This window comes from Nocardia sp. NPDC127526, from assembly GCF_042672265.1.
Lineage (GTDB): Bacteria > Actinomycetota > Actinomycetes > Mycobacteriales > Mycobacteriaceae > Nocardia.
On sequence record NZ_JBHXVO010000001.1, the window covers coordinates 469,870 to 480,517 of the forward strand.

Annotated in this window: 12 protein-coding genes; 6 read left to right on the top strand and 6 right to left on the bottom strand. The window is 69.0% G+C overall.

Going from position 1 to position 10,648, the window contains the following annotated elements; translation table 11 throughout:
- Positions 1–98 precede the first annotated feature (98 nt).
- Together ACFVIV_RS02220 and ACFVIV_RS02225 are read left to right on the top strand one after the other, a co-directional pair.
- Positions 99–1,721 (top strand): acyl-CoA synthetase, encoded by a 1,623-nt coding sequence (locus ACFVIV_RS02220; protein ID WP_379192929.1) that lies wholly within the window; start codon positions 99–101, stop codon positions 1,719–1,721.
- A 64-nt stretch (positions 1,722–1,785) separates the two neighbouring features.
- Positions 1,786–2,433: a GNAT family N-acetyltransferase gene (locus ACFVIV_RS02225; RefSeq protein ID WP_379192930.1), complete on the top strand. Its 648-nt coding sequence runs from the start codon at positions 1,786–1,788 to the stop codon at positions 2,431–2,433.
- Positions 2,434–2,442: 9 nt separating this feature from the next.
- Here ACFVIV_RS02225 and ACFVIV_RS02230 read toward each other — a convergent pair whose 3' ends face one another.
- Genes ACFVIV_RS02230 through ACFVIV_RS02240 form a run of 3 tightly spaced genes read right to left on the bottom strand, consistent with a single transcriptional unit; the run spans position 2,443 to position 3,865 of the window.
- Entirely contained in the window at positions 2,443–2,859 is a 417-nt protein-coding gene (locus tag ACFVIV_RS02230; protein WP_379192931.1) for a Dabb family protein, read from the bottom strand.
- Entirely contained in the window at positions 2,856–3,422 is a 567-nt protein-coding gene (locus tag ACFVIV_RS02235; protein WP_379192932.1) for an MFS transporter, read from the bottom strand. Before ACFVIV_RS02235 ends, ACFVIV_RS02230 begins: the two co-directional genes overlap by 4 nt.
- A complete protein-coding gene (locus tag ACFVIV_RS02240) occupies positions 3,419–3,865 on the bottom strand; it encodes an SRPBCC family protein (protein WP_379192933.1) in 447 nt (148 codons plus the stop codon). The genes ACFVIV_RS02235 and ACFVIV_RS02240 overlap by 4 nt, the downstream gene beginning before the upstream one ends.
- Before the next feature lie 108 nt (positions 3,866–3,973).
- Here ACFVIV_RS02240 and ACFVIV_RS02245 point away from each other — a divergent pair, with 108 nt between their 5' ends.
- On the top strand, positions 3,974–5,188 hold the full coding sequence (locus tag ACFVIV_RS02245; RefSeq protein ID WP_379192934.1) for an AAA family ATPase: 1,215 nt from the start codon (positions 3,974–3,976) through the stop codon (positions 5,186–5,188).
- Between the two features lie 931 nt (positions 5,189–6,119).
- Positions 6,120–6,308 carry a helix-turn-helix transcriptional regulator gene (locus ACFVIV_RS02250; RefSeq protein WP_379193109.1) on the top strand — a complete coding sequence of 63 codons (189 nt, stop codon included), beginning with the start codon at positions 6,120–6,122 and terminating at the stop codon, positions 6,306–6,308.
- A gap of 5 nt (positions 6,309–6,313) precedes the next feature.
- Here ACFVIV_RS02250 and ACFVIV_RS02255 read toward each other — a convergent pair whose 3' ends face one another.
- The 3 genes from ACFVIV_RS02255 to ACFVIV_RS02265 all read right to left on the bottom strand — a co-directional run bounded on the left by ACFVIV_RS02255 (position 6,314) and on the right by ACFVIV_RS02265 (position 8,365).
- Entirely contained in the window at positions 6,314–6,736 is a 423-nt protein-coding gene (locus ACFVIV_RS02255; RefSeq protein WP_379192935.1) for an EF-hand domain-containing protein, read from the bottom strand.
- 135 nt (positions 6,737–6,871) lie between these two features.
- Positions 6,872–7,264: an SCO5389 family protein gene (locus tag ACFVIV_RS02260; protein WP_379192936.1), complete on the bottom strand. Its 393-nt coding sequence runs from the start codon at positions 7,262–7,264 to the stop codon at positions 6,872–6,874.
- Between the two features lie 57 nt (positions 7,265–7,321).
- Positions 7,322–8,365, bottom strand: coding sequence for an NAD(P)H-dependent flavin oxidoreductase (locus ACFVIV_RS02265; protein ID WP_379192937.1), 1,044 nt, complete (start codon positions 8,363–8,365; stop codon positions 7,322–7,324).
- 206 nt (positions 8,366–8,571) lie between these two features.
- Here ACFVIV_RS02265 and ACFVIV_RS02270 point away from each other — a divergent pair, with 206 nt between their 5' ends.
- Entirely contained in the window at positions 8,572–9,411 is an 840-nt protein-coding gene (locus tag ACFVIV_RS02270) for a M23 family metallopeptidase (protein WP_379192938.1), read from the top strand.
- A 59-nt stretch (positions 9,412–9,470) separates the two neighbouring features.
- Positions 9,471–10,451 (top strand): LuxR C-terminal-related transcriptional regulator, encoded by a 981-nt coding sequence (locus ACFVIV_RS02275; protein WP_379192939.1) that lies wholly within the window; start codon positions 9,471–9,473, stop codon positions 10,449–10,451.
- The last annotated feature ends 197 nt before the right edge of the window (positions 10,452–10,648 follow it).

Genomic DNA, 10,648 nt, shown 5'->3' on the forward strand with positions numbered 1-10,648 from the left:
TTGAGGGCGGTTGCCACCAAAGTGGGGATGGACGAGGAGGTCCGGGTGAAAGCGCTGCGCGCTCAGGGAGATTCGGCGTTCGAGCAGGGGGTTCGGGCATGACCATCGGTTTGCTTCGCGCGGTCGGGGCCCGGTTGTGGACCGAGGCCGAATCGGCGCGACTGGTCGTGCAATCCGGCCTGGTCGGCATCGAATCGCCGGCCACCATGGTGTCGGCGGCCACCGCCATGCTGCGCTACGGGACCCTCGGGGCCTCGCTCGCCCTGTCGGCGGCGCGGCATCCGAATCGCACCGCGCTCATCGACGACCTCGGCTCGCTGACCTTCGCGGAGCTGGAGGAACGGTCCAACCGGCTGGCCAATGCCTGGCGGGCGCGCGGACTGCGCGGCGGCGAGGGGGTGGCAATCCTGGCGCGCAATCACCGGGGCCTGCTCGACGCGGTCTTCGCCGCGGCCAAGTGCGGCGCCCGGATCATCCTGCTGAACACCGATTTCGCCGGACCGCAGATCCGGGACGTGGCCGCCCGCGAGGGCACCGATCTGCTCGTCTACGACGAGGAATACGCCTCGATGCTCGGCGAGGTGAGCCCGCGCCGCGGCAGCTTCCGCGCCTGGACCGATACCGAGCGCCCCGACAGCCTGGAAGCGCTGATCGCAGCGGGCGATTCGAAGGCGCCGCCCGCGCCCGGCGTCTCGCCCAAGCTGATCCTGCTGACCAGCGGCACCACCGGCACGCCCAAGGGCGCGCCCCGCCCGGAGCCGAGATCCCTCGCCCCGCTGGGCGCCCTGCTCTCGAAGGTGCCCTTCCGCGCCGGCGAGGTCACCGAATGCCCCGCGCCCATCTTCCACACCCTCGGATTCGCCTGCGCCATGCTGACTCTCGGCTTCGGCTCCACCCTGGTGATCCGCCGCCGCTTCGACCCGCAGGCCACCATCGACAGCCTCGCCGCCCATCGCGTCACCACCATGTGGGCGGTGCCGGTCATGCTGCAGCGCATGGTGGATCTGGGCCCGCAGGCCTTCACCGCCCACGATCTGACGGCCCTGCGCATCATCTTCGTCGGCGGTTCCCAGCTGGGCGCGCAGCTGGCCAAGGAGGTCATCACCACCTTCGGGCCGGTGCTCTACAACCTGTACGGCTCCACCGAGGTCGCCTACGCCACCATCGCCACGCCCGCGGATCTGGCGCTCGAACCCGGTTGCGTCGGCAGCCCGGTGCTCGGCTGCCGCGTGGAAATCCTCGACGAGAATGGCCGCCGCGTCGAGGAACCCGGCGTCACCGGCCGCATCTTCGTCGGCAACACCATCCAGTTCGAGGGCTACACCGGCGGCGGCCACAAAGAGCGGCTGCACGGCCTCATGTCCTCCGGCGACGTCGGCCATTTCGACGCCGAGGGCCGCCTCTACATCGACGGCCGCGATGACGACATGATCGTCTCCGGCGGCGAGAACGTCTTCCCCGCCGAGGTCGAAGAGCTCCTGCACACCCACCCGCACGTCCAGGAAGCCGCGGTCCTCGGCGTCCCCGACGAAAAATTCGGCGCCCGCCTGAAGGCCTTCGTGGTCGTCCACGAGCAGCGCACCCTGACCGAGGACGAGGTCAAGGACTTCGTGAAATCCAACCTGGCCCGCTACAAGGTGCCGCGCGACGTGGTCTTCATCGACGAGCTGCCCCGCAACCCCACGGGCAAGGTCCTCAAACGCAAACTCCTGGAGGTCTGAGCGCGCCCATGCCGCCCCCACCTTGTCGTGCTGCTCGGCGTCGTAGTCGGATAGGAAGGTGGGCATGGAGATTCGTGGGTTCGTGGCGGGGGATTCGGCGGGACTGCGGGAGTTGTATGGCCGGGCGGGGGCTGGGTCGCCCGTTGCCTCGTTGTGGGGGGATCCAGAGTCGGAGGCGGCGATCTATCTCGACCCCTATGTGGAGCTGGAACCCGAATCCTTGCTCGTGGCGGTCGTGGACGGGAAGCTGACCGGATATCTGGCCGGGTGCTTGGACGGCGCGAAATTCCCGAGCGAGGAGGAGCGGATCGGCCGAGCCATTCGGGAGCACCGGTTGTTCCTGCGCAGGAAGTCCGCCGCCTTCTTCGGGCGCGCCATGATCGACACCGTTGCGGCCAGGATCCGCTGGGAACCGACCGCGGGTGATTTCACGGACCCGCGCTGGCCCGCGCACCTGCACATCGCGGTGGCGGCCGAGGCGCGCGGCACCGGAGCCGCCGCCGGACTCATGACCCGATGGTTCGAACGGCTCGATGAGCATGGTTCGCCCGGCTGCCATTTGCAGACGCAGGTCGAGAACACCCGAGCCGTCCGGTTTTTCACTCGAATGGGGTTCACACCGCTGGACCCGGCCCCGCCGATCGCCGGCATGCGCTACCGGGGCGAGCGGGTGCACCAGTTGACCATGGTGCGCCCGGCGGAGCCGAGCTAGCGGGGGTCATCACCGGCCGTGCGGGCCGGGGGCGGCGCTGCCGCTGTACTCGCCGAGGTCGGAGACCAGCTTGGTCAGCTCGGGATCGCTGCTGTAGCGGCGCTGGTGCAGTTCGGCGATCTTCTGGCCCAGCTCCGGATCCGGGTCGTCGGTGATGTCGAAGGAGGCGAACTTGTCGACCAGGGGCAGGCCCACACGGTCGGTATTGCGGTGGGCCGGGTGCATCAGGTACTCCCAGTAGCCGTCGAGGTCCTCGATGACGAAGACTGCGCCCCATTCGAATTCGCCGCCGAAATCGGGGCCGACGACGAAGGACTTGACCGAGGGGATGACCCGGCCCTGGTTGCGCAGGCTTTCGAGGGCTTCCTCGATGGCTTCGGGGGAGGCGTCGGCGCGGAGGGTGAAGCGGTTGCCGTGGTAGATCATTTCCTTGTTCCTTTGCTGTGGATGGGTCGGGACAGGGCGGCGAGCGCCGCCCCGAGGGTCATGGCGATGCCGGTCCAGCCGAACGCGCCGCCGATGCCGGTGGCCTCGACGATCGGCTGCACGATCAATGGGGAGAGGAACTGGCCGAGGAAGATTCCGGTGACCAGGCCGCTGAGCACGCGCCCGCGGCCGGCGGCGGGCGCGAGGTCGCTCAGTCTCAGATTCAGGTTGGGTACGGCGAAACCGAGTCCGAACCCGCCGGCGAGCAGTCCGGCCGTCACCTGGGCGACGGTGCTCGCGGTACCGATGAGGATCCAGCCGATGCCCAGCAGGCCGATGCCTGCCGCGGTGAGGGTGTTCGGGCTCCAGCGGGCCCGCAGTCTCGGAAAGGCCAGGGCGCCACCGACACTGCTGAGGGTGGTCGCGGCGATCACCGCGCCGACCACGGCCGGACCGGTGTGCGCGATGACGGCCGGGGCCATGATGGTCAGCATGGCGGCGGCCAGCACGGTCGCACGGGCGGCGTGCGCTGGGGCGGCGTGCGCCTGCGTGGCGGTCTTCATCGGCGCGGGTTCTCGGCTGTCCGCTTCAGATGGCCCAGCCACGAGGTCAGCGCGCCGTCGAGTGCGGTGCGCATCCCGTCGACGTCCGCGCGAATGGGTGCGCCGTCCCAGGATTCCTCGGTGCGGATGCGTACGCCGCCGTCCTCCTCGGTGAATTCCCATACGTGGATGCCGGTGATGCCGTGCGCCGGACCGCCCCACACGATGCGGTGCGGGTCGTCCACCGCGTAGATGGTGGATTCGATATCGGGTCCGAAGGTGCTCCAGCGGAATACGGTGCCCGGCTGGATCGGACCGTCGATCGCGGCGGCGGTGATGTCCGGCTGCCAGCCGGTCCATGCGGCGATATCGGTGTGCAGCTCCCACACTCGGCGCAGGGGCGCCGCGACGTGTATGTCGTGAATGGCGACAATGGCTGCGGCGGTGTCGATTTCGGTGATCACGGTGTGCCTCCTGTTCGGTGGTACACAGCGTCACATCGCGAGATCGGTGCTCGCGTCGGCGGAAATCGCCTATCCGGGTGAATGCGGCCTTTGCCTAGAATCCGGCCAATGACGGCGGATATCGGTCTGGTGGGTCGGCGGGAGCCGATTCGCCGCCTTACGGAACTGCTCGCCTCCACCCGCGAGGGCGCCGGAGCTGCGCTGGTGCTTCGGGGTGAGCCCGGTATCGGCAAGTCGGCCCTGTTGGCGGAGGCAGGGCGCCTCGCCACCGGTTTCCGCGTACTCCACGCCACCGGTTCGGAGTTCGAGGTCGAGATGCCGTTCGCCGTGCTGCACCAGATGTGCCGGCCGGTCCTCTCCTATCTGGATGGCCTGCCGCCACCGCACCGCCGGGCGCTCGAGGCCGCGTTCGGTCTCACCGATGCCGCCCCGGACCTGTTCGGCATCGGGGTCGGTCTGCTGGAGCTGCTGACCGCGGCCGGTCGGGAGCAGCCGGTGCTGTGTGTGATCGACGATGCCCAGTGGATCGATGACGCCTCCGCGGTGGTCCTGTCGTTTCTGGGACGGCGTATCGGATCCGAGTCCGTCGCGGTGCTGCTCGCCTCCCGGATCCCGGTTCGCACAACGGCATTGGACGCACTGCCCGGCGTCGATCTCACCGGACTGCCGGAGGCGGAGGCGCGGGCCCTGCTGGCCGCGGGGATCAGGGTCCCGCTGGATGCCCGTGTGCGCGAGCGCATTCTCGCCGAATCGCGGGGAAACCCGCTCGCGCTCTTGGAATTGCCGCGCAGCGCGGGCCTGGCGGGCGGTTTCGCGCGCCCGGACGAGTATCCGGTGGCCGCCGCCATCGAGCACAGTTTCCGTTCCAGGCTGGCGGCCCTGCCCGAGCCCAACCGGCTGTTGCTGATCATCGCCAGTGCCGAGCCCACCGGTGATCCCGGATTGCTGTGGGCGGCCGTCGAGCGTTCCGGAATCGAGGTTCCGGCTGCCACGGACACCGGGGGCCTGGCGGAATTCGGTGCACGCGTGCGCTTCTGCCATCCGCTGGCCCGCTCCGCGGTGTACCGCGCTCTCCTTCCTGCGCCAGACCGATGGCGACGGCCCCGGCTTCATGTTGCGCGCCGCCCGCCGCCTGGCCGCCATCGACCCGCGGCTGTCGCGGGACTGCTACTTGGAGGCGTTCGAGATGGCGTTGAACGTCGGCCGGTCCAGCGGTGTCATGGACATGGTGGCGGACGCGGCGCGCTCCGCCCCGCCCGCACCACGACCGCCGAGCGGAGCGGATGCGCTGCTCGACGCCATGGTGCTGCTGGCCGCCCGTGATCATCGCGGCGCCGCGGCGGTCCTGCGGCCCATCCTGGCCGACAGTGACAGCGCACTGTGGACCCGGCATCCCGCGCTGGGGGTGATCCTGGCGGGGGAGATGTGGGATCTGGACACGCACGCCCGCATTACCGACCGGCTCGTGACGGTGGGCCGCGAATCCGGCTCACCCCTCCTGCTGCGGCTCGGCCTGGCCCAGCTCGCGACCTCCGGCGTGCACGCCGGCGATTTCGCCGCCGCGGCCGCGGCCATTGCCGAGGAGGAGGCGATCGCCGATGCCTTCGGAACCGAACCGCAGGTCTATCCGAGACTGCATCTGGCCGCCATGCGCGGCCGCCGCGCCGAACTGGACGAACTGGCGGAGCAGATCCTGATCGCGGCCAGAACCCGCGGCGAGGAGCAGGTGATCGCCAATGTCCATTGGGCGCAGGCGGTGTCGAGCATGGCCGTCGGCGACTACGCCGCGGCGCTGGCCTCGGCCCTGCGGGTCACCGAACACCGGGCACTGTTCCTCACCGCTGTCGCGCTTCCGGAGGTGGTGGAGGCCGCCGTCCGCACCGGCGAGCGCGCCATCGCCGCCATCGCCGCCGAAGAGCTGACCGATCGGGCCGAAGCCGCCGAAACCCCGTGGGCCCTGGGCGTTGCCGCTGCCGCGCGGGCGCTGCTGTCGGACAGCGAGGACGACTATCGCGAATCCCTCGACCACCTGGACCGCGCGGCCGTGCTCCCCGCCCGCGCGCGAGCACACCTGCGCTACGGCGAATGGCTGCGCCGCCAGGGCCGCCGCCGCGAATCCCGCGATCGGTTGCGCCTCGCCCACGAATCGCTGTCCGCCATCGGCATGGAAGCCTTCGCCCGCCGCGCCGCCGAACTGCGTGCCACCGGCGAACAGGCCCGCAGCCGCACCCGGCCGGTCTACGAGCAGCTCACCATGCAGGAACTCAACATCGCTCGCCTGGTGGCCACCGGCGCCACCTCCAAAGAGGTTGCGGCACAACTATTTCTGAGTCCACGCACCGTCGACGCCCACCTGCGCAACATCTTCCGCAAGCTGGGCGTCACCTCCCGCAGGCAGCTGCGCACGCTGCCGAACGTAGGCGGCCGATTGCTGGACGGCTAGCCGGTCTATTCGGCGAGTTTGGCCAGCAGCGCGGTGAATTCGGCGCGGGAGAGGTGGCCGTCGCCGTCGTGATCCGCGGCGGACAGGAGGGACTCCGCGGATTCCTCGCTGAGGGTCGGGCAGGTGCGCAGAAGCGACTCGAGTTCGTCCACCTCGATCAGGTTGTTCTTGTTGGCGTCGAAAGTGTCGAATGCGGCGTCGGCGTTGGTGATCTCCGGATCGCGGCCCAATCGCGCGGCGTCGAATTCCGCACGGGAGATCAAGAAGTCGCCGTTGGTGTCGGCGGCCGCGACGAGACGGTGGACGTCGTCGATATCGATCTCGAGTCCCAGTGCGGTGATGCCCGCGAGGATGTCGTCGGCGGAAATGAGGCCGTCGCCGTCCTGGTCCCAGAGGTCGAAGGTGTCGGCTGCCTGCTCGCTGGGCACGGATACTCCTCGAAGGCTGAATTCTGTAGTGCTGCCTGCAGGATAGTGGCCTCTCGCCACGCGCGCCCGATGCGGTTTTCGCCGCGTACAGCTCGGCGCGACCGGATTGCCGGTCGCGCCGAACGGATTCGCGTCTCAGCAGTTGCGGAGCTCGGGGCTCTGATTCAGCAGCTGGGCGCGGGTGGAGATGAAGGTGCTGTAGGTGTCTCCGCCGACCGCGGTGAGCGGGAAGGCGGCGACGCGGTGGCAGTTCTGGAAGGCGAGTTTCACGCCGAAGTGGCGTTCCAGGCCGCCGCGGATGGCATCGGAGGCCATGGCGCGCAGCAGCTGGCCGCGGGCGGTCTCGTCCGGCGGCGGGATGATGTTGTCGGCGAATTCATCGGTGCCGGAGTGCAGATCGGCGGCCACTCGGCTGACTACCTCGTAGGCGTATGGCAGTGAGTTACGGACACATTCGACGAACTCGTCGTCGCTGACTTCACCGCGTTCAGCGCGTTCGAGCAGTGCGGTGGGTACGTCGAGTGACATATCGCTCTCCTCATGGGATGGCGGATGGTGTCAGCCGAGTCTAAACGAAAAACGTTGTCAACAACCCTGGATTCGCCGTGAAAGTGCCCGCTGTAGAGCGGTTTTCGCCTCCTCGGACAGCTTGCGGACCAGCTCGCCGGCCGGTAGCTCGGGGGTGAGCGAATGCGCCTGACCAGCCCAGAGATTCACCGCGTCGGCATTGCCCTCGGCGCGCGCGGCGGCGCGCAGCGGGCCGGTGGCGTAATGGATCTCGGGATAGGCGGCTGGAGCGTTCGGGTGCTCGAGCATGAACCGGTTGCGCAGCCCGCGGGCCAGGCGGCCGGTGAAGGCGCGGGTGAGCATGGTGGGAGTGTCGAGCACCACGGCATCGCGCACCAGCGGCGCGGTGCCGGCCTCGGGGCAGCGCAGGAACACGGTGCCCAATTGCGCCGCGGCGGCCCCCGCGGACAGCGCGGCGGCGACGCCGGCGCCGGTGGCGATGCCGCCCGCCGCGACCACCGGCCGGTCGGTATCGGCAAGGAGCAATTGCAGCAGCGCCAGCAGCCCCAGCGGATCGGTCACATCGTCCTCGGGCCGATCCGCGAAGGTGCCGCGATGCCCGCCCGCCTCCGCGCCCTGGGCAATGAGCACATCGGCGCCGGCCGCGCTCGCGTGCCGGGCCTCGGCCACCGACGTGACCGTCACCCACACCTCCGATCCCGCCGCGCGCAGCCGCTCGATCTCGGCGGCCGACGGGCAGCCGAAGGTGCACGAGACCACCGCCACCGGTTCGGCGGTCAGCAGATCGAGCTTGGCCGCCCAGTCGTCGGTGTCGTAGCGCGGCTCGCCGACCGGGAATTCGCGCGCCAGCGCCTCCACATAAGAAGAGAACAGTTCGGGCGAAGCGGGCGCGGACGGATAGAAGAGGTTCACGCCGAACGGCGCGGAGGTCAAGGCGCGCGTGCTCTTGACTCGCTCACCCAGCGCCGCCGCGCTGAGATATCCGGCGGCGATGAATCCCAATCCACCCGCATCGGAGACGGCTGCCGCCAGCTCCGGGGTGGACGGCCCGCCGGCCATCGGCGCCAAAACGATCGGGGTACCCAGGTCCTCGAGAATCACACACACAGTGTGCCTCCTCGTTACCGTTCGTGATCAAGTGTTCAGTTCTGTGACCTGCGTTTTCGCTGGTGTTACGGCTCAGAAGGTTGCGGAATGGTCACGAGCGAGTACAGTTTCCGTCACAGCGATACCGAATCGTTACGGATCCCCGAACGCTAGGACGAGCTTTGCCGCACCACAGAGAGACCGCGAACTCCGTATCAGTTATGGACTTGCTTGGTGATTCTGGTGCCGGCCGTGCTGGCGCCGCCGCTCGCCGTCGGCACCGCGCCGAACCCACCACCGCCGACCGCGTGAAGGTCGCCGCCGGAGCCGCGGTCGCCGCGGGCGCCCTCATCGGCACCGCCTCGCAGCTGGTTCCCGCGCTGGCCAATGCCGCGCCGCTGCTGCCCAATCACGAGACCAAGACGGTCGCCGACGAGGCCGAATTGGCCGACGCCGCGCAGCCGGCCACCGAGCTGAAGGAGATCGCGGGCCAGGCCCCGGCTCCGGCGGCCCCCGTGGTCACCGACGCCCAGGCCGTCGCCGCCCCGGTGAGCGCGCCCTTCGGGCTCCAGAATCTCCCGCCGGAGATCGCCAATCCGCTGGCCCAGGCCGAGCAGACGCTGAAGGCCCTGCAGCAGCAGATCGCTCCGGCGCCCGCCGTCCGCCCCGTGGCCGGTGTGATCAGCTCCGGCTTCGGCGCCCGTTGGGGCGCCATGCATTACGGTGTCGACTTCGCCGACCAGCTCGGCGCCCCCATCCATTCCGTCATGGGCGGAACCGTGGTGGAGGCCGGTCCGGCATCGGGCTTCGGCCTCTGGGTGCGCGTCCTGCAGGACGACGGCACCACCGCTGTCTACGGCCACGTGAACGACATGTTCGTGCAGTCCGGGCAGCGGGTCAACGCCGGCGACGTCATCGCCACTGTCGGAAATCGCGGTCAGTCCACAGGGCCTCATTTGCATTTGGAGGTATGGGATGCCGCCGGAAACAAGATGGATCCGCTGCCATGGCTAGCCAGCAAGGGCGTAATCATGCAGCAGCAGTGGGGCCCGGACCAGTAGAGCGTTCACCCGCCCCTTCGAACGGAAGATTTCCGGACCGGCGTATGCCGGTGGGCGCGGTGACGACACTGGACGACCTATTCGACCCGGCCTCGCTGCACGGCCGCACTTACGCGATTCTCGTGCAACACCCCCGCTCGACGGCGCATGAAGTAGCCGAGCGATTGAATTGTCCGCCCCGCGTGGCCGAGGCGGCCCTCGAAGCCCTGTGCCATCTCGAGGCCGCCGTGCGGCTCACCGAGGCCAGCGGCATCGTGCGCTGGGACGCACACGCTCCGGAAGCCTTGTCGGAGGCCGAGACCCGGCGCCGCAATCACGACATGCTGCGTATGCAGTCGGCCGCGGCCCGGCTGGGTGAGACCTTCCGCTCGGTGCGGCGCACCACCGATGCCGACGGCGCGGTGGTGGCGGTGTACGAGCGCCGCCAGCTGCTGGCCGATTTCGAGGACCTGCAGCACACGGCACACGCTTGTGTGAAAGTCGTTGAGCGGGGCCCGTTCCTGTCGGACGTGGATACCGAGGAACGGCTCTTCGAGCTGAAATCCGCACGCATCCAAGCGGGTATCGACTACCGCACGCTGTATCAGGAGACGATCTACCAGGACGCCGAGCGGCTGCGTCACGTGCTGGCCACCAATGCCGTTGGCGCACAAGCGCGTACGCTGCCGGATCCGCCGATGAAGCTGATCGTCGCCGATGACCGGCGGGCGGTGCTGGTGCTGCACACCGACGAACGCCGCGGCGATCCCATGGGCGTGCGGGTCGGTCCATCGCCCACCTTGGATCTGCTGATCAAGACCTTCGACGCGTTGTGGTCCATGGCCACACCGATTTCGGTGAATCCGTCGGAGGCGCTCGACGAACGCGATCGCGCCATCCTGACGCTCATGAGCATGGGCGCCACCGATGACACCATTGCGCGCCGGCTCGGGCTGTCGCGGCGAACCGTGGTGCGGCGCACCGCGAGTCTGCTGGAACGGCTGGGCGCGAGTACGCGTTTCCAGGCCGGCGTCCAGGCGACCCGTCGCGGTTGGCTGTAGCCTAAATTCGAAACACTTCCATTTGGATGTGAGTTGCCGCACAGGGCGCCGCATATAGCGGCGTCTCTGAATGCGGTCCTGCCTGCAGATTCGCGGCGGTGCCCCAATTTTCGGGGGCAGCATGCTTCGGCGTGCGTGATTCGCGCGTGAATATCGCGGGAACAAATCAACCTACGATTCGAGATTGCTCGAGAGTG

Bases quoted from the DNA above. Each gene is read 5' to 3' on its own strand.
- ACFVIV_RS02220 (WP_379192929.1), top strand. From the start codon at position 99: ATGACCATCGGTTTGCTTCGCGCGGTCGGGGCCCGGTTGTGGACCGAG.
- ACFVIV_RS02225 (WP_379192930.1), top strand. From the start codon at position 1,786: ATGGAGATTCGTGGGTTCGTGGCGGGGGATTCGGCGGGACTGCGGGAG.
- ACFVIV_RS02230 (WP_379192931.1), bottom strand. From the start codon at position 2,859: ATGATCTACCACGGCAACCGCTTCACCCTCCGCGCCGACGCCTCCCCC.
- ACFVIV_RS02235 (WP_379192932.1), bottom strand. From the start codon at position 3,422: ATGAAGACCGCCACGCAGGCGCACGCCGCCCCAGCGCACGCCGCCCGT.
- ACFVIV_RS02245 (WP_379192934.1), top strand. From the start codon at position 3,974: ATGACGGCGGATATCGGTCTGGTGGGTCGGCGGGAGCCGATTCGCCGC.
- ACFVIV_RS02250 (WP_379193109.1), top strand. From the start codon at position 6,120: ATGCAGGAACTCAACATCGCTCGCCTGGTGGCCACCGGCGCCACCTCC.
- ACFVIV_RS02260 (WP_379192936.1), bottom strand. From the start codon at position 7,264: ATGTCACTCGACGTACCCACCGCACTGCTCGAACGCGCTGAACGCGGT.
- ACFVIV_RS02270 (WP_379192938.1), top strand. From the start codon at position 8,572: ATGGACTTGCTTGGTGATTCTGGTGCCGGCCGTGCTGGCGCCGCCGCT.